Genomic DNA, 18,259 nt, shown 5'->3' on the forward strand with positions numbered 1-18,259 from the left:
TTGTTGTCATAGCCTGGTGCCAGGCTGCGGGTGGCTCGCCGAAGCATGCGGGCGGAATGCCTAACTATCGGTAAAGCAAGGGTAAATAGCGGGTAAAGAGGCTTTGCCTGGGCCCCCGCAATGCTTATCGTGCAGCCTGGAAAAAGCGCCTCCGTTCTAAGCCTGAAGAAGAACCATGACTCCAACGACCGGTAAATCCAAGTTCCGTACCCTGCGCCCGTGGCTGATCACCGCCCTGGCCTTCGCCGCCGTGATCGGCCTGGTGATGTGGCTGGCGGCGCCCGCCTCGGCGCCGTCCTCCGACGGGCGACCCGGTCGCGGCGGCAAGCCGGGCGCCGCGCTGCCCAAGGCCAACGCGCTCACCGTCGGCGTGGCCAGGGTGGAGCAGGGCGACCTGGCGCTGCATTTCAACGCGCTTGGCACCGTCACCGCCTTCAACACGGTGAACGTCAAGCCGCGGGTCAACGGCGAGCTGGTCAAGGTGCTGTTCCAGGAGGGGCAGGAGGTCAAGGCCGGCGACCTGCTGGCGGTGGTCGACCCGCGTACCTACAAGGCGGCGCTGGCCCAGGCCGAGGGCACGCTGATGCAGAACCAGGCGCAACTGAAGAACGCCGAGATCGACCTGCAGCGCTACAAGGGGCTGTACGCCGAGGATTCGATCGCCAAGCAGACCCTGGATACCCAGGAAGCCCAGGTCCGCCAGTTGCAGGGCACCATCCGTACCAACCAGGGCCAGGTCGACGACGCCCGCCTCAACCTGACCTTCACCGAGGTCCGCGCACCGATTTCCGGGCGCCTCGGCCTGCGCCAGGTGGACATCGGCAACCTGGTCACCAGCGGCGATACCACGCCGCTGGTGGTGATCACCCAGGTCAAGCCGATCTCGGTGGTGTTCAGCCTGCCGCAGCAGCAGATCGGCACCGTCGTCGAGCAGATGAACGGCCCCGGCAAGCTGGCGGTCACCGCGCTGGACCGCAACCAGGACAAGGTTCTCGCCGAAGGCACCCTGACCACCCTGGACAACCAGATCGACACCACCACCGGCACGGTCAAGCTCAAGGCGCGCTTCGAGAACGCCGATGGCAAGCTGTTCCCAAACCAGTTCGTCAACGTGCGCCTGTTGGCGCAGACCCTGAAGGGCGTGCTGACCATTCCGGCCAACGCCGTGCAGCGCGGCACCAACGGCATCTATGTGTACGTGGTCGGCACCGACAACAAGGTCAGCCAGCGCAGCGTCGCCATCGGCACCAGCGAGAACGAGCGGGTGGTGGTGGAAAGCGGCCTGAAGGCCGGCGAGCAGGTGGTGGTGGAAGGCACCGACCGACTGCGCGACGGTATGGAAGTGCGTGTCGCCGAGGCCTCCCCGCAGGTCCTCGAGGGCGAGCCGCAGAAACCGCAGACTGGCCGCCCCAGCGGCCTCCAGGGCGACTCGGTGGGTAGCGGGAGCGCTGAATGAACCCGTCCCGCCCGTTCATCCTGCGGCCGGTCGCGACCACCCTGCTGATGGTGGCGATCCTGCTCTCGGGCCTGATCGCCTACCGCTTCCTGCCGATCTCGGCGTTGCCGGAAGTGGACTACCCGACCATCCAGGTGGTCACCCTGTACCCCGGTGCCAGCCCGGAGATCATGACCTCGTCGATCACCGCGCCGCTGGAGAACCAGCTCGGGCAGATTCCCGGACTCAACGAGATGTCCTCCAGCAGTTCCGGCGGCGCCTCGGTGATCACCCTGCAGTTCAGCCTGCAGAGCAACCTCGATGTCGCCGAGCAGGAGGTCCAGGCGGCGATCAACGCCGCGCAGAGCCTGCTGCCCAACGACCTGCCGAACCAGCCGGTGTTCAGCAAGGTGAACCCGGCGGACGCGCCGATCCTGACCCTGGCGGTGATGTCCGATGGCATGCCGCTGCCGCAGATCCAGGACCTGGTGGATACCCGCCTGGCACAGAAGATCTCGCAGATCTCCGGGGTCGGCCTGGTCAGCATCAGCGGCGGCCAGCGCCCGGCGGTGCGGGTGCGCGCCAACCCGACGGCGCTGGCGGCGGCCGGGCTGAGCCTGGAGGACCTGCGCAGCACGGTGACCAGCAACAACCTCAACGGCCCCAAGGGCAGCTTCGACGGCCCGACCCGCGCCTCGACCCTGGACGCCAACGACCAGTTGCGCTCGGCCGACGCCTACCGCGACCTGATCATCGCCTACAAGAACGGCTCGCCGCTGCGCATCCGCGACGTCGCCAGCGTCGAGGACGACGCCGAGAACGTGCGCCTGGCCGCCTGGGCCAACAACCTGCCGGCGGTGGTGCTGAACATCCAGCGCCAGCCGGGGGCCAACGTGATCGAGGTGGTCGACCGGATCAAGGCGCTGCTGCCGCAGCTGCAATCGACCCTGCCGGGCAATCTCGACGTGCAGGTGCTGACCGACCGCACCACCACCATCCGCGCCTCGGTCAAGGACGTGCAGTTCGAGCTGGCGCTGGCGGTGGCGCTGGTGGTGATGGTCACCTTCCTGTTCCTGCGCAACGTCTACGCCACCCTGATTCCCAGCTTCGCCGTGCCGCTGTCGCTGATCGGCACCTTCGGCGTGATGTACCTGTCCGGCTTCTCGATCAACAACCTGACCCTGATGGCGCTGACCATCGCCACCGGCTTCGTGGTCGACGACGCCATCGTCATGGTGGAGAACATCGCCCGCTACCTGGAGCAGGGCGACTCGCCGCTGGAAGCGGCGCTCAAGGGCTCGAAGCAGATCGGCTTCACCATCATCTCGCTGACCTTCTCGCTGATCGCCGTGCTGATCCCGCTGCTGTTCATGGGCGACGTCGCCGGGCGGCTGTTCCGCGAGTTCGCCATCACCCTGGCGGTGGCGATCCTGATTTCCGGCTTCGTCTCCCTGACCCTTACGCCGATGCTCAGCGCCAAGCTGCTGCGCCACATCGACGAGGACCAGCAGGGCCGCTTCGCGCGCGCCGCGGGGCGGGTCATCGATGGCCTGATCGCACAATACGCCAAGGCCCTGCGGGTGGTCCTGCGGCACCAGCCGCTGACCCTGCTGGTAGCCATCGCCACCCTGGCGCTGACCGCGCTGCTCTACCTGGCCATGCCCAAGGGCTTCTTCCCGGTGCAGGACACCGGGGTGATCCAGGGCGTCGCCGAAGCGCCGCAGTCGATCTCCTTCCAGGCCATGTCCGAGCGCCAGCGCGCCCTCGCCGAGGTGGTGCTGAAGGACCCGGCGGTGGCCAGCCTGTCCTCCTACATCGGCGTCGACGGCAGCAACCCGACCCTCAACACCGGCCGCCTGCTGATCAACCTCAAGCCGCACAGCGAGCGCGACGTCACCGCCAGCGAAGTGATCCAGCGCCTGCAGCCCGAACTCGACCACCTGCCCGGGATCAAGCTGTACATGCAGCCGGTGCAGGACCTGACCATCGAGGACCGGGTCGCCCGCACCCAGTACCAGTTCACCTTGCAGGACGCCGACCCGGACGTGCTCGCCGAGTGGGTGCCGAAGCTGGTGGCGCGGCTGCAGGAGTTGCCGCAGCTCGCCGACGTCGCCAGCGACTGGCAGGACAAGGGCTTGCAGGCCTACCTGAACATCGACCGCGACACCGCCTCGCGTCTCGGCGTGAAGCTCTCCGACATCGACAGCGTGCTCTACAACGCCTTCGGCCAGCGGCTGATCTCGACCATCTTCACCCAGGCCACCCAGTACCGCGTGGTGCTGGAGGTGGCGCCGCAGTTCCAGCTCGGCCCGCAGGCCCTGGAGCAGCTCTACGTGCCGTCCAGCGACGGCACCCAGGTGCGCCTGTCGAGCCTGGCGAAGGTGGAGGAGCGGCATACCCTGCTGGCGATCAACCATATCGCCCAGTTCCCCTCGGCGACCCTGTCGTTCAACCTGGCCAAGGGTTACTCCCTGGGCGAGGCGGTCGAGGCGATCCGTGGCGTCGAGGCCAGCCTGGAACTGCCGCTGAGCATGCAGGGCAGCTTCCGCGGCGCGGCGCTGGCCTTCGAGGCCTCGCTGTCGAACACGCTGCTGCTGATCCTCGCCTCGGTGGTGACCATGTACATCGTCCTGGGCATCCTCTACGAGAGCTTCATCCATCCGGTGACCATCCTCTCGACCCTGCCCTCGGCCGGGGTCGGCGCGCTGCTGGCGCTGATGCTGGCGGGGCAGGAGATCGGCATCGTGGCGATCATCGGCATCATCTTGCTGATCGGCATCGTCAAGAAGAACGCGATCATGATGATCGACTTCGCCCTCGACGCCGAGCGCAACGAAGGCAAGCCGCCCCATGAGGCGATCTACCAGGCCTGCCTGCTGCGCTTCCGGCCGATCCTGATGACCACCATGGCCGCGCTGCTCGGCGCGCTGCCGCTGATGCTCGCCGGCGGCGCCGGCGCCGAGCTGCGCCAGCCGCTGGGCATCACCATGGTCGGTGGCCTGCTGCTGAGCCAGGTCCTGACCCTGTTCACCACCCCGGTGATCTATCTCTACTTCGACCGCCTGGCCCGTCGCTGGGCGGCCTGGCGCAAGCAGCGCGGGCTGGACCTGAACACCGAGGCCGGGTTCGACGGGGATGCCGGGCGATGAGCCTGTCCACGCCCTTCATCCGCCGCCCGGTCGCCACCACGCTGCTGACCCTGGCGTTGCTGCTGGCCGGCACCCTGTCGTTCGGCCTGCTGCCGGTGGCGCCGCTGCCCAACGTCGATTTTCCGGCCATCGTGGTCAGCGCCAGCCTGCCGGGCGCCAGCCCGGAAACCATGGCCTCGTCGGTGGCCACGCCGCTGGAGCGCTCGCTGGGACGGATCGCCGGGATCAGCGAGATGACCTCCAGCAGTTCGCTGGGCTCGACCACCGTGGTGCTCGTGTTTGACCTGGAGAAGGACATCGACGGCGCCGCCCGCGAGGTGCAGGCGGCGATCAACGGCGCGATGAGCCTGCTGCCCAGCGGCATGCCGAACAATCCCAGCTACCGCAAGGCCAACCCCTCGGACATGCCGATCATGGTTCTCACCCTGACCTCGGAGACCCAGAGTCGCGGCGAGATGTACGACCTCGCCTCGACCGTGCTGGCGCCGAAGCTGTCGCAGGTGCAGGGGGTAGGGCAGGTGAGCATCGGCGGCAGCTCGCTGCCGGCGGTGCGGGTCGACCTCAACCCGGATGCCATGAGCCAGTACGGGCTGTCCCTGGACAGCGTGCGCACGGCCATCGCCGCGGCCAACAGCAACGGCCCCAAGGGCGCCGTCGAGAAGGACGACAAGCACTGGCAGGTGGACGCCAACGACCAGTTGCGCAAGGCCCGCGAGTACGAGCCGCTGGTCATCCACTACAACGCCGACAACGGCGCCGCGGTGCGCCTCGGCGACGTGGCCAAGGTCAGCGACTCGGTGGAGGACGTGCGCAACGCCGGCTTCTCCGACGACCTGCCGGCGGTGCTGCTGATCGTCACCCGCCAGCCCGGCGCCAACATCATCGAGGCCACCGACGCCATCCACGCGCAACTGCCGGTGTTGCAGGAACTGCTCGGGCCGCAGGTCAAGCTGAACGTGATGGATGATCGCAGCCCGTCGATCCGCGCGTCGCTGGAAGAGGCCGAGCTGACCCTGCTGATCTCGGTGGCGCTGGTGATCCTGGTGGTCTTCCTGTTCCTGCGCAACGGCCGCGCCACGCTGATCCCCAGCCTGGCGGTGCCGGTCTCGCTGATCGGCACCTTCGCGGTCATGTACCTGTGCGACTTCAGCCTGAACAACCTGTCGCTGATGGCGCTGATCATCGCCACCGGCTTCGTGGTGGACGACGCCATCGTGGTGGTGGAGAACATCGCCCGACGCATCGAGGAGGGCGATCCGCCGATCCAGGCGGCGATCACCGGCGCCCGCCAGGTCGGTTTCACCGTGCTGTCGATGACGCTCTCGCTGGTCGCGGTGTTCATCCCGCTGCTGCTCATGGGCGGCCTCACCGGACGGCTGTTCCGCGAGTTCGCGGTGACTCTCTCGGCGGCGATCCTGGTGTCCCTGGTGGTATCCCTGACCCTCACGCCGATGCTCTGCGCGCGTCTGCTGCGTCCGCTGAAACGGCCCGAAGGCGCTTCCCTGGCGCGGCGCAGCGATCGCTTCTTCGCCGCCTTCATGCTGCGCTACCGCGCCAGCCTGGGCTGGGCGCTGGAGCACTCGCGGCTGATGGTGGTGATCATGCTGGCCTGCATCGCCATGAACCTCTGGTTGTTCGTGGTGGTGCCCAAGGGCTTCCTCCCGCAGCAGGACTCCGGGCGCCTGCGCGGCTACGCGGTGGCCGACCAGAGCATCTCGTTCCAGTCCCTGAGCGCGAAGATGGGCGAGTACCGCAAGATCCTCTCTTCCGATCCGGCGGTGGAAAACGTGGTCGGCTTCATCGGCGGCGGCCGCTGGCAGTCGAGCAACACCGGTTCGTTCTTCGTCACCCTCAAGCCGATCGGCGAACGCGACCCGGTGGAGAAGGTCCTCACCCGGCTGCGCGAGCGGATCGCCAAGGTGCCCGGCGCGGCGCTCTATCTCAACGCCGGCCAGGACGTGCGCCTGGGCGGCCGCGACAGCAACGCGCAGTACGAATTCACCCTGCGCAGCGACGACCTGACCCTGCTCCGCGAATGGGCGCCGAAGGTCGAGGCGGCGATGCGCAAGCTGCCGCAACTGGTGGACGTCAACAGCGACTCCCAGGACAAGGGCGTGCAGACCCGCCTGGTGATCGACCGCGACCGTGCGGCGACCCTGGGGATCAACGTGGAAATGGTCGACGCGGTGCTCAACGACTCCTTCGGCCAGCGCCAGGTGTCGACCATCTTCAACCCGCTGAACCAGTACCGGGTGGTGATGGAGGTCGACCAGCAGTACCAGCAGAGCCCGGAGATCCTCCGCCAGGTCCAGGTGATCGGCAACGACGGCCAGCGCGTGCCGCTGTCCGCGTTCAGCCACTACGAACCGAGCCGGGCACCGCTGGAGGTCAACCACCAGGGCCAGTTCGCCGCCACTACGCTGTCCTTCAACCTGGCGCCGGGCGCGCAGATCGGCCCGACCCGCGAGGCCATCATGCAGGCCCTGGAGCCGCTGCACATCCCGGTGGACGTGCAGACCAGCTTCGAGGGCAACGCCGGCGCGGTGCAGGACACGCAGAACCAGATGCCCTGGCTGATCCTCCTGGCGCTGCTGGCGGTGTACATCGTCCTCGGCATCCTCTACGAGAGCTACGTGCACCCGCTGACCATCCTCTCGACCCTGCCTTCGGCCGGGGTCGGCGCGCTGCTCGCGCTGATCCTCTGCCGCAGCGAGCTGAGCCTGATCGCGCTGATCGGCATCATCCTGCTGATCGGCATCGTCAAGAAGAACGCGATCATGATGATCGACTTCGCCCTGGAGGCCGAGCGCAACCACAGCCTGAGCCCGCGCGAGGCGATCCTCGAGGCCTGCATGATGCGCTTCCGGCCGATCATGATGACCACCCTGGCCGCCTTGCTCGGCGCCTTGCCGCTGATCTTCGGCATCGGCGGCGACGCCGCGCTGCGCCGGCCGCTGGGCATCACCATCGTCGGCGGGCTGATCGGCAGCCAGTTGCTGACCCTGTACACCACCCCGGTGGTCTACCTCTATCTCGACCGCCTGCGCCACTGGGTCAACCAGAAACGCGGCGTACGCACGGACGGTGCGCTGGAGACACCCCTATGAAACACACCCCCTCGTTGCTCGCCCTGGCCCTGGTCGCCGCCCTCGGCGGCTGCGCCATCGGCCCCGACTACCAGCGACCGGACCTGGCGGTGCCCGCCGAATTCAAGGAAGCCGAAGGCTGGCGCCGCGCCGAGCCGCGCGACGTGTTCCAGCGCGGCGCCTGGTGGGAGCTGTACGGCGACCAGACCCTGAACGACCTGCAGATGCACCTGGAACGTTCCAACCAGACCCTGGCCCAGTCGGTGGCGCAGTTCCGCCAGGCCGAGGCGCTGGTGCGCGGCGCGCGAGCCGCGTTCTTCCCGTCGATCACCGGCAACGCGGGCAAGACCCGCAGCGGCCAGGGCGGCGGCGACAGCACCGTGCGCCTTCCCGACGGCTCCACTGTGAGCAGCGGCGGTGGCTCCGGTGCGATCAGCAACAGTTACTCGACCAGCCTCGGCGTCAGCTGGGAGGTCGACCTCTGGGGCAAGCTGCGCCGGCAACTGGAGGCCAACCAGGCGAGCCTGCATGCCAGCGCCGCCGACCTCGCCGCGGTGCGCCTCAGCCAGCAGTCGCAACTGGCGCAGAACTACCTGCAACTGCGGGTGATGGACGAACAGATCCGCCTGCTCAACGACACGGTGACGGCCTACGAGCGTTCGCTGAAGGTGGCCGAGAACAAATACCGCGCCGGCATCGTCACCAGGGCCGACGTGGCCCAGGCCCGCACCCAGCTGAAAAGCACCCAGGCCCAGGCCATCGACCTGAAGTACCAGCGCGCCCAGCTGGAGCACGCCATCGCCGTGCTGGTCGGCCTGCCGCCGGCGCAATTCAACCTGCCGCCGGTGGCGAGCGTGCCGAAGCTGCCGGACCTGCCGGCAGTGGTGCCGTCGCAATTGCTCGAACGACGGCCGGACATCGCCTCGGCGGAACGCAAGGTGATTTCCGCCAATGCCCAGATCGGCGTGGCCAAGGCCGCCTATTTCCCCGACCTCACCCTGAGCGCCGCCGGCGGCTACCGCAGCGGCAGCCTGAGCAACTGGATCAGCACGCCGAACCGCTTCTGGTCGATCGGCCCGCAGTTCGCCATGACCCTGTTCGACGGCGGCCTGATCGGCTCCCAGGTGGACCAGGCCGAGGCGACCTACGACCAGACCGTGGCGACCTACCGGCAGACCGTGCTCGACGGTTTCCGCGAGGTGGAGGACTACCTGGTGCAATTGAGCGTCCTCGACGAGGAGAGCGGGGTGCAGCGCGAAGCCCTGGAGTCGGCCCGCGAGGCACTGCGCCTGGCCGAGAACCAGTACAAGGCCGGCACCGTCGACTACACCGACGTGGTCACCAACCAGGCCACCGCGCTGAGCAACGAACGCACCGTGCTGACCCTGCTCGGCAGCCGCCTGACCGCCAGCGTCCAGTTGATCGCGGCAATGGGCGGCGGCTGGGACAGCGCCGACATCGAGCGGACCGACGAGCGGCTCGGCCGGGTCGAGGAGGGCCTGCCGCCTTCGCCCTGAGTTCTTCTCGCTGCCTGTTCCTGACGAATGCCTTTCCCCGCTATTGCGCTTGCATGACACACCGCCGTCCGCGTCTCGGCTAGAGTGCGGCGGCGGATGTGGAGGTGAATACGTGTCGGGGAAGTTTCCGGAAAAGCCCTCGCGCCGAGGCTACTGGCTCGGCTGGTTGTGCCGCCTGGCCATGCTTGGCGGCGTCGCCGCGATGTTCTGGGCGCTGCTGCAATGCTTCGTCCTGCTGCACGGCGATCCGCCGCTCCAGCGCGCCCCGCTGCGGACGCCCTGGACCCTGCTGGCGCTCGGCCTGGCGCTGTTCCTCGCCGGTTTCTGCGGCGAGTACCGCCTGTGGCGGCGCCGCGCCGGTTGCTGAAACCGGCGTCAGGCAGCGCCCGTCGAAGGGAACAGCAGGCGCAGGTGGGTCTTCTGCTGCGGTACGCTTTCCGCTTCGGCGCGGCCGCCGTGGTAGGCCATGATCGATTGCACGATGGCCAGCCCCAGGCCGGTGCCGGCCTGGGCTCCACTCTGGCGTCCGGCGCGGCGGTAGAAGCGCTCGAACAGGTGCGGCAGGTACTCCGGCGGGATGCCCGGGCCGTCGTTGCTGACCCTCACCTCGGTGTGCCCCGCGCGCTCCCCGATCCGCACGTCGATGCGCCCGCCTTGCGGGGTGTGGCGCACGGCGTTGGACACCAGGTTGGAAATGGCGCGCTGGATCATCAGGTTGTCGCCGTGGGCGAAGCCGCTGCCGGACAGGCGCAGTTCGACGCCCTTGTCCTCGGCGACCATCTCGTACAGGTCGATGACCTTGGCCGCCTGCTCGTGCAGGGCGACGCAGCCGAACTGGGCCTGGATCGCCGGGTTGTCCACCTGCACCAGGAACAGCATGTCGGTGACGATCCGCGACAGCCGCTCCAGTTCCTCGGCATTGGACTCCAGGGCTTCGCGGTATGCCGCGCTGTCGCGATGCTGGCTGAGCAGCACCTGGTTGCGCACCAGCAGGTTGCAGATCGGCGCGCGCAGTTCGTGGGCCAGGTCGTCGGAGAACTGCGAGAGCTGGCGTACGCCATCCTCGAGGCGGGCGAGCATGTGGTTGAAGCTGCGGGCCAGGCTGTCCAGCTCGCGCGGCAGGTTCTGCTCGGGGATGCGGTAGGAGAGATCCTGCGGGCTGACCTGGGCGGCCACCCGGCGGAAGCGGTTCAACGGTTCGAGGCCGGCACGCACCACCCACCAGGCGGCCAGGGCGATCAATGGCAGGAGGAAGGGCAGGGCCAGCAGGGTGGCGCGGAGGAAACCGTCGAGCAGGCGCTCGTCGGCGTTGCGCTCGCTGCTCAGCAACACCTGTACCGGGGTGCCGTTCTTCATGCGCATGGAAGCGCCGATGCTCAGCAGGCGCTGGTCGTTGCCGGTGCTCCAGCTCTGGAACACCGGCTGGCGGGCATCCGCCTGCAAGCGGGCGAGAAGCGCGCGGTTGGCCGCGACGCTGGCCGCGGCCTGGTCGCCGAAGCTCATCAGCGGCTGGCCGCTGCGGCTGTCGAGAATGCTCAGGTGCAGGCCGCTGTGGGCCACCAGTTGGTCCTGCAGGGCATGCGCCTGTACGGCCGGGTCGCTGCGCAGGTCGAGATCGTCTTCCAGGCTGTGGCGGATTTGCTCCAGCTTCAATTGCAGGTTTTCCCGCTCGCGGGCTTCCAGCTCGCGGCCGAGGTTCCAGTGCGCCATTGCGCCGAGCGCCAGGGCCAGCAGCGCGCCGAGGGCGCCGACCAGCAGGGCCAGGCGCAGCGACAGTCGGCCTGGTGGCGTCATCGGCGCGCTTCCAGGACGTAGCCGACGCCGCGAATGGTATGGATCAGCTTGAGGTCGAAGCCGTCGTCGATCTTCGCCCGCAGGCGGCAGATGGCGACTTCCACCACGTTGGAGTCGTTGTCGAAGTTCATGTCCCAGATCAGCGAGATGATCTGCGTCCGGGTGATGACGTCGCCGTTGCGCCGCATCAGCAGGTGCAGCAGGGCGAACTCCTTGGTCGTCAGGTTGATCCGCACCCGGCCGCGGAAGGCCCGGTGGCGGCTGGCGTCCAGCTCCAGGTCGGCGACCCGCAGGACGTCCTGCATCGGTGCCTGGTCGTGGCGGCGCAGCAGCGAGCGGACCCGCGCCAGCAGTTCGGGGAACTGGAACGGCTTGACCATGAAGTCGTCGGCGCCGAGATCGAGGCCGCGCACCTTGTCGGTCAGCCTGCCATGCCCGGTGAGCATCATCACCCGCGCGCTGCTGCGTTCGCGCAGGCGGCGGAGCAGGTCCCAGCCGTCGATGCCGGGCAGGTTGACGTCGAGGATCACCAGTTCGTAAGGGTGTTGCAAGGCCATGTGCAGGCCGTCGATGCCATCGTTGGCGCGGTCGACGATGTAGCCGCTTTCGGTCAGGCCCTGGTGCAGGTAGTCGGCAGTCTTGACTTCATCTTCGATAATAAGGATGCGCATGTTCGCCCCTATATAAAGTATGGATTCATTTGCAAGTAAATGTTTAAGTGCATTGCTATAAAGTTACATTGCGGGCGTTGCCTGGATAGAGTCCTGGAAATGTAATTTCATATCGTTGCGCTGCTTCGATGATAATTATCGAATGACCGGGTAGTTCTCCCGGGAGTCCGCCTGAAAACTTTGGAAATGTCCGCGGCGCAAGCACCGCTGGGCGTGAGGGGCAATGCCTTTTGTAAGCGCATGTTGCTTTTGTCCCTATGTTTCATCCAACTATTGCCAGTCTCTTCGAAGGTTGCCGAAGTGTAACCGCTAATTGTCCGTGGAGAATATTCATTACCGACTTGTAATTCTTCCGTCACCTTGCCGATAAGCCCCGCTACCTAACATCTGCCGCATCCCGGAAGTGCAACTTCGAATATCGCCGGCGAGATATCGCCGATGAACGGTTGCGTGGTTCCGGGCCGGTAATGGATCGCCGTCGCCGACGACGATCAGCAGACGAGGAGCGGAACATGCCGATACTTCGGCCACTGGCCAGCGCGGGGAAACGCGCCTGCTGGCTACTGATGGGACTCTGCCTGGGCCTGCCGGCCCTGGCGAACGAGGCGCCGGTGAGTTTCAACGGCACTTCGATCAGCCTCGAGCAGGCGTTGGAGCGGGCCCTGCGGAGCAACCCCGAGCTGGCGGCGGTGGGGCGCGAGACCGAGATCGCCAGCGGCGCGCGGCAGCAGGCCGGGCTGATCCCCAACCCGGATCTGTCCTGGAGCGTCGAGGACACCCGCCAGGGCAATCGCCAGACCAGCGTCAGCATCGCCCAGCCGCTGGAGCTGGGCGGCAAGCGCGGCGCGCGGGTGGAGGTGGCGAAACGCGGCAGCGAGATCGCCTGGACCCAACTGGAAGTCCGTCGCGCCGAACTGCGCGCCCAGGTCCGTGGCGCCTACTACGCGGCGCTGACCGCGCAGGAGCGGGTGCGCCTGGCGAAGACCTCCCTGGACCTGGCCAGGCGCGCGCTGCAGGCCGCCGACCGACGGGTCAAGGCCGGCAGCATCTCTTCGGTGGAACGGGTCCGCGCCCAGGTCCTGGCGGACAACGCCCAGCTCGACCTGAGCCAGGCGGAGCTGGAGCAGCAGCGCACCTATGTGCAGCTGTCGAGCACCTGGGACGAGCCGCAGCCAGGCTTCGCCAAGGTCGGCGGTGCGCTCGACGCGGTGCCGGCGAGCATCACCCGTGGCGCCTTGCTGCGCCATCTCGACGAGTCGCCGACCTTGCGCCTGGCGGCCCAGGAGGTAGCGCGCGGCGAGGCCCAGGTCGACCTGGAGAAGCGCCAGCGCATCCCCAACCTGACGGTCAGCATCGGTAGCAAGTACGACCAGACCGCCCGCGACGGACGTGGCGAACGGGTCAACCTGATCGGCCTGTCGATGCCGCTGCCGCTGTTCGACCGCAACCAGGGCAACATCTACGCCGCCCAGAGCCGTGCCGACCAGGCCCGCGACCTGCAGCGCGCGACCCTGCTGCGCCTGCGCAGCGAAGCGGTGCAGGCCTACGACCAGTTGCGCACCTCGGAACAGGAGCTGGCGCTGGTCCGCCGCGACCTGCTGCCCGGCGCACAGAGCGCGCTGGACTCGATGACCCGCGGCTTCGAGATGGGCAAGTTCAACTTCCTCGACGTGCTCGACGCCCAGCGCACCCTGGTCGGCGTCCGTGCCCAGTACGTGCGCGCGCTGGACGCCGCGGCGCAGGCGCGGGTGAGCATGGAGCGCCTGCTCGGCGAAGACATCGGCCACCTCGGCCAGTGAGATTTCCGGGGCGGGCCGCCGGCGCGCCCCCCGAACGGTTCGGGAGAACAGAATGGGCAAGAAGACGATTATCGCGGTGACCGCACTGGCACTGCTCGGCCTGGGCGGCGGCGCCTACCTGGAGCTGGGCGGCAAGGCGCCGGCCGGCGCCGGCGAAGCGGCCGCCGAGGGCGAGGGCAGCGGACCGCGTGGCGGCATGTTGTTGCGCCAGGGCGACCTGACCCTGGAACTGCTGGTGCCGGAGGACGGCAGCCCGCTCAAGGCCTGGGTCGAGCGCGGCGGCAAGGCGCTGGCGCCGCAGGAGGTGGTCCTCGGCGCGGACGTCGAGCGTGCCACCGGCGAGGTCGAGGACCTGCTGTTCAAGGCCAGCGGCGATGGCCTGGTGGCCAATGCCGGGATCGCCGAGCCGCATGCCTTCACCGCGCGCCTCAAGCTGATGGCCGGCAAGCAGGGCTACGACTTCGCCTTCACCCGCGAGGAGGGCAAGCTGGAGCTGGATGCCGAGCAGATCGAGGCCGCCGGCATCACCCTCGATACGGCGCGGACGATCAGCCTGGCCCAGGTGGTCTCGCTGCCCGGCGAGATCCGCTTCAACGAGGACCGCACCGCGCATATCGTCCCGCGCCTGCCGGGAATCGTCGACAGCGTGCCGGCCAACCTTGGCCAGGCGGTGAAGCAGGGCGAGCTGCTGGCGGTGATCAGCAGCCCGCAGTTGTCCGACCAGCGCAGCGAATTCGCCGCCGCCCAGCGCCGCCTGAGCCTGGCGCAGAGCACCTACAAGCGCGAGCAGCAGCTGTGGAAGGAGGGCATTTCCGCCGAGCAGGAATTCCTGCTCGCCCGCCAGGGTTTGCAGGAAGCCGAGATCGCGCTGAACAACGCGCGGGCGAAGATCGCCGCGCTCGGCGGCAATCCCAGCCTGCAGGGCGGCAACCGCTACGAGCTGCGCGCGCCGTTCGCCGGGGTGCTGGTGGAAAAGCACCTGACTCAGGGCGAGCCGGTGGACGGCACCGCCAACGTCTTCACCCTGTCCGACCTGTCCTCGGTCTGGGCCACCTTCAACGTGCCCGCGCAACTGCTCGGCCAGGTCCGCGTCGGCAGCAAGGTCAAGGTGCTCGCCCAGGCGCTGGATAGCGAGGTGGAGGGCACCGTGTCCTACATCGGCGACCTGCTCGGCGAGCAGACCCGCGCGGCCACCGCCCGGGTCACCCTGAGCAACCCCGAGAGCACCTGGCGCCCGGGCCTGTTCGTTTCCGTGCAGGTGGCCGAGGCGACCCGCAAGGAAGTCCTGACGGTCGCCGACGGCGCGGTGCAGAACGTCGACGGCGAGGACGTGGTGTTCGTCCGCGTGGCCGACGGCTTCGTGGTCCAGCCGGTCAAGCTGGGCATCAGCGACGGCCAGCGCGTCGAGGTCCTCGAGGGCCTGCGCGCCGGCAGCCAGGTCGCCGCCAGCGGCAGCTTCATCCTCAAATCCGAACTGGGCAAGGGCTCGGCGGAACACGGTCACTGAGTCCCGCTCCAGGAGTCTTCGCATGTTCGAACGCATCATCCAATTCGCCATCGAGCAACGCTGGCTGGTCCTGCTGGCGGTGCTGGGGATGGCCGGGGTCGGCATCGGCAGCTACCAGAAGCTGTCCATCGACGCGGTCCCGGACATCACCAACGTCCAGGTGCAGATCAATACCGCCGCCCCCGGCTATTCGCCGCTGGAAGTGGAGCAGCGGATCACCTACCCGGTGGAGACCGTCATGGCCGGCCTGCCGGGTTTGCAGGAAACCCGTTCGCTGTCGCGGCCGGGGATTTCTCAGGTGACGGTGATCTTCGAGGAAGGCACCGACATCTACTTCGCCCGCCAGCAGGTCAACGAACGCCTGAGCACGGCGCGCGAGCAACTGCCGGAAGACATCTCGCCGACCCTCGGGCCGATCTCCACCGGTCTCGGCGAGATCTACCTGTGGACGGTAGAGGCCGAGGAGGGCGCGACCAAGGAGGACGGCAGCGCCTACACGCCCACCGACCTGCGCACCATCCAGGACTGGATCATCCGTCCGCAGTTGCGCAACGTGAAGGGCGTGGCCGAGATCAACACCATCGGCGGCTACGCCAAGCAATTCCTCATCGCCCCGGATCCGAAGAAGCTCGCGGCCTACAAGCTGACCCTCGGCGACCTGCAGAACGCCGTGCTGCGCAACAACGAGAACGTCGGCGCCGGCTACATCGAGCGGCGCGGCGAGCAGTTGCTGATCCGCGCGCCGGGCCAGGTCAAGGACATGGACGATATCCGCGGGATCATCGTTTCCAACGTCGACGGCGTGCCGATCCGTATCCGCGACGTCGCCGAGGTCGGCCTGGGCAAGGAGCTGCGCACCGGCGCGGCCACCGAGAACGGCCGCGAAGTGGTGCTCGGCACGGTGTTCATGCTGATCGGCGAGAACAGCCGGGAAGTGGCCCAGGCGGTCGGCCAGCGCCTGGAGGAGATCAACCGGACCCTGCCCAAGGGGGTCAAGGCGATCACCGTCTACGACCGCACCACCCTGGTGGACAAGGCCGTGGCCACGGTGAAGAAGAACCTGGTGGAAGGCGCGGCGCTGGTGATCGCGGTGCTCTTCCTGTTCCTCGGCAACATCCGCGCGGCGCTGATCACCGCCACCATCATCCCGCTGTCGATGCTGTTCACCTTCACCGGGATGGTCGGCAACAGGGTCAGCGCCAACCTGATGAGCCTCGGCGCGCTGGACTTCGGCATCATCGTCGACGGCGCCGTGGTGATCGTCGAGAACGCCATCCGCCGCCTGGCCCACGCCCAGGCCCACCACGGCCGCCAGCTGACCCGCGCGGAACGTTTCCACGAGGTCTTCGCCGCGTCCAGGGAGGCGCGCCGGGCGCTGATCTTCGGCCAGATCATCATCATGGTGGTGTACCTGCCGATCTTCGCCCTCACCGGGGTCGAGGGGAAGATGTTCCACCCGATGGCGTTCACCGTGGTCACCGCGCTGCTCGGCGCGATGATCCTCTCGGTGACCTTCGTCCCGGCGGCGATCGCGCTGTTCATCACCGGCAAGGTCAAGGAGGAGGAGAACTTCGTCATGCGCCGCGCGCGTCTGGCCTACGAACCGGCGCTGCGCTGGGTGCTCGGGCACCGCGCGCTGGTGGTCGGTGGCGCCCTCGGCGCGATCCTGCTCACCGCGCTGGTGGCCTCGCGGATGGGCAGCGAGTTCATTCCCAGCCTCAGCGAGGGCGACTTCGCCATGCAGGGCCTGCGGGTGCCGGGCACCAGCCTGACCCAGTCGGTCGAGATGCAGCAGACCCTGGAGAAGAAGCTGATGGGCAAGTTCCCGGAGATCGAGCGGGTCTTCGCCCGCACCGGGACCGCCGAGATCGCCTCCGACCTGATGCCGCCGAACGCCTCCGACAGCTACGTGATGCTCAAGCCGCAGAGCCAGTGGCCGGACCCGAAGAAGTCGCGGGAGGCGCTGCTGGAAGAGTTGCAGGCCGCGGCCCTTGAGGTGCCGGGCAGCGTCTACGAGTTCTCCCAGCCGATTCAGTTGCGCTTCAACGAACTGATCTCCGGGGTGCGCAGCGACGTCGCGGTGAAGGTCTTCGGCGACGACATGCAGGTGCTCAACGACACCGCGGAGAAGATCTCCAAGGTGCTGCAAGGCATCGACGGCGCCTCCGAGGTGAAGGTCGAGCAGACCACCGGCCTGCCGGTGCTGACGGTGGACATCGACCGCGACAAGGCGGCACGCTTCGGCCTCAATGTCGGCGACATCCAGGACACCGTGGCCACCGCCCTCGGCGGACGCAATGCCGGTACCCTGTTCGAGGGCGACCGCCGCTTCGACATCGTCATCCGCCTGCCGGAAACCCTGCGCGCCGACCTGCCGGCACTGTCCAACCTGCTGATCCCGCTGCCGCCGAACAACCTGGCGCGGATCGATTTCATCCCGCTGTCGGACGTGGCGCGCCTCGACCTCTCGCCGGGACCGAACCAGATCAGCCGGGAGAACGGCAAGCGGCGCATCGTGGTCAGCGCCAACGTGCGTGGCCGCGACATCGGCTCGTTCGTGCTGGAAGCGCAACAGAAGCTGCAGGACGGGGTGAAGATCCCGGCCGGCTACTGGACCACCTGGGGCGGCCAGTTCGAACAGTTGCAGTCCGCCGCCAAGCGCTTGCAGGTAGTGGTGCCGGTGGCGCTGCTGCTGGTGTTCACCTTGCTCTTCGCCATGTTCAACAACGTCAAGGACGGCCTGCTGGTGTTCACCGGTATCCCCTTCGCCCTCACCGGCGGGGTGCTGGCCCTGTGGCTGCGCGGGATACCGCTGTCGATCTCGGCGGCGGTGGGTTTCATCGCCCTGTCCGGGGTGGCGGTGCTCAACGGCCTGGTGATGATCTCCTTCATCCGCAACCTGTTGCAGGAAGGACGCAGCCTCGACCAGGCGGTGTGGGAGGGCGCCATCACCCGTCTGCGTCCGGTGCTGATGACCGCCCTGGTGGCGTCCCTCGGTTTCGTGCCGATGGCCCTGGCCACCGGCACCGGCGCCGAGGTGCAGCGGCCGCTGGCGACGGTGGTGATCGGCGGCATCCTGTCCTCGACCATGCTGACCCTGCTGGTGCTGCCGGTGCTCTATCGCTGGACCCACGGGCGCGACGCCGGACCGCGCGAGGAGACGCCGGCGGCCGGCTGAAGCGGGCGCGCAAGCGGGCCGGCAGGGGAAACCCTGGCGGCCCTTTTTCGTTGGCCGTTGGACGGATTCCGTTCGATTACCGCACGCGATTGCCGGCCCGGATTGTCGCCGGCGGAGGGCTTG

The 18,259-nt window shown here is 67.9% G+C and carries 10 protein-coding genes; 8 read left to right on the plus strand and 2 right to left on the minus strand.

Features of this window, described 5'->3' with window-relative positions; genetic code table 11:
• The first annotated feature begins 175 nt into the window (after nt 1–175).
• The 5 genes from muxA (at nt 176) to LE197_RS07750 (ending at nt 9,554) form a co-directional block, all read left to right on the plus strand.
• Entirely contained in the window at nt 176–1,456 is a 1,281-nt protein-coding gene (gene muxA / locus LE197_RS07730; RefSeq protein WP_031692875.1) for a multidrug efflux RND transporter periplasmic adaptor subunit MuxA, read from the plus strand.
• Nucleotides 1,453–4,584: a multidrug efflux RND transporter permease subunit MuxB gene (gene muxB, locus LE197_RS07735; RefSeq protein WP_003089920.1), complete on the plus strand. Its 3,132-nt coding sequence runs from the start codon at nt 1,453–1,455 to the stop codon at nt 4,582–4,584. The genes muxA and muxB overlap by 4 nt, the downstream gene beginning before the upstream one ends.
• Nucleotides 4,581–7,691, plus strand: a complete 3,111-nt coding sequence (muxC, locus tag LE197_RS07740; RefSeq protein ID WP_031692876.1) for a multidrug efflux RND transporter permease subunit MuxC — start codon at nt 4,581–4,583, stop codon at nt 7,689–7,691. The genes muxB and muxC overlap by 4 nt, the downstream gene beginning before the upstream one ends.
• Nucleotides 7,688–9,187, plus strand: coding sequence for a multidrug efflux RND transporter outer membrane subunit OpmB (opmB, locus tag LE197_RS07745; protein WP_031692877.1), 1,500 nt, complete (start codon nt 7,688–7,690; stop codon nt 9,185–9,187). The genes muxC and opmB overlap by 4 nt, the downstream gene beginning before the upstream one ends.
• Nucleotides 9,188–9,299: 112 nt before the next feature.
• Nucleotides 9,300–9,554, plus strand: a complete 255-nt coding sequence (locus LE197_RS07750) for a hypothetical protein (RefSeq protein ID WP_003111752.1) — start codon at nt 9,300–9,302, stop codon at nt 9,552–9,554.
• Between the two features lie 8 nt (nt 9,555–9,562).
• Here the strand turns inward: LE197_RS07750 and LE197_RS07755 are convergent, their stop codons facing one another.
• Both LE197_RS07755 and LE197_RS07760 read right to left on the minus strand, forming a co-directional pair.
• Nucleotides 9,563–10,981: a sensor histidine kinase gene (locus tag LE197_RS07755; protein WP_023435887.1), complete on the minus strand. Its 1,419-nt coding sequence runs from the start codon at nt 10,979–10,981 to the stop codon at nt 9,563–9,565.
• A complete protein-coding gene (locus tag LE197_RS07760) occupies nt 10,978–11,652 on the minus strand; it encodes a heavy metal response regulator transcription factor (RefSeq protein WP_003089900.1) in 675 nt (224 codons plus the stop codon). The genes LE197_RS07755 and LE197_RS07760 overlap by 4 nt, the downstream gene beginning before the upstream one ends.
• A 512-nt stretch (nt 11,653–12,164) precedes the next feature.
• On the opposite strand from LE197_RS07760, the gene LE197_RS07765 reads away from it, so the two are divergent.
• Genes LE197_RS07765 through LE197_RS07775 form a run of 3 tightly spaced genes read left to right on the plus strand, consistent with a single transcriptional unit; the run spans nt 12,165 to nt 18,136 of the window.
• Complete coding sequence (locus LE197_RS07765) at nt 12,165–13,451, plus strand: TolC family protein (protein ID WP_003139105.1); 1,287 nt, start codon at nt 12,165–12,167, stop codon at nt 13,449–13,451.
• A 52-nt stretch (nt 13,452–13,503) separates the two neighbouring features.
• Nucleotides 13,504–14,958, plus strand: a complete 1,455-nt coding sequence (locus LE197_RS07770) for an efflux RND transporter periplasmic adaptor subunit (protein ID WP_003109532.1) — start codon at nt 13,504–13,506, stop codon at nt 14,956–14,958.
• A 22-nt stretch (nt 14,959–14,980) separates the two neighbouring features.
• The gene (locus tag LE197_RS07775; RefSeq protein ID WP_003139106.1) at nt 14,981–18,136 is read left to right on the plus strand and encodes an efflux RND transporter permease subunit; all 3,156 of its coding nucleotides are present in this window, start codon (nt 14,981–14,983) and stop codon (nt 18,134–18,136) included.
• The last annotated feature ends 123 nt before the right edge of the window (nt 18,137–18,259 follow it).

The sequence above is a fragment of the Pseudomonas sp. PS1(2021) genome (assembly GCF_020405165.1).
Lineage (GTDB): Bacteria > Pseudomonadota > Gammaproteobacteria > Pseudomonadales > Pseudomonadaceae > Pseudomonas > Pseudomonas aeruginosa.

Excerpts from the sequence above, each read along its gene's own strand:
- muxA (WP_031692875.1), top strand. The coding sequence starts at position 176 with ATGACTCCAACGACCGGTAAATCCAAGTTCCGTACCCTGCGCCCGTGG.
- muxB (WP_003089920.1), top strand. The coding sequence starts at position 1,453 with ATGAACCCGTCCCGCCCGTTCATCCTGCGGCCGGTCGCGACCACCCTG.
- muxC (WP_031692876.1), top strand. The coding sequence starts at position 4,581 with ATGAGCCTGTCCACGCCCTTCATCCGCCGCCCGGTCGCCACCACGCTG.
- opmB (WP_031692877.1), top strand. The coding sequence starts at position 7,688 with ATGAAACACACCCCCTCGTTGCTCGCCCTGGCCCTGGTCGCCGCCCTC.
- LE197_RS07755 (WP_023435887.1), bottom strand. The coding sequence starts at position 10,981 with ATGACGCCACCAGGCCGACTGTCGCTGCGCCTGGCCCTGCTGGTCGGC.
- LE197_RS07760 (WP_003089900.1), bottom strand. The coding sequence starts at position 11,652 with ATGCGCATCCTTATTATCGAAGATGAAGTCAAGACTGCCGACTACCTG.
- LE197_RS07765 (WP_003139105.1), top strand. The coding sequence starts at position 12,165 with ATGCCGATACTTCGGCCACTGGCCAGCGCGGGGAAACGCGCCTGCTGG.
- LE197_RS07770 (WP_003109532.1), top strand. The coding sequence starts at position 13,504 with ATGGGCAAGAAGACGATTATCGCGGTGACCGCACTGGCACTGCTCGGC.
- LE197_RS07775 (WP_003139106.1), top strand. The coding sequence starts at position 14,981 with ATGTTCGAACGCATCATCCAATTCGCCATCGAGCAACGCTGGCTGGTC.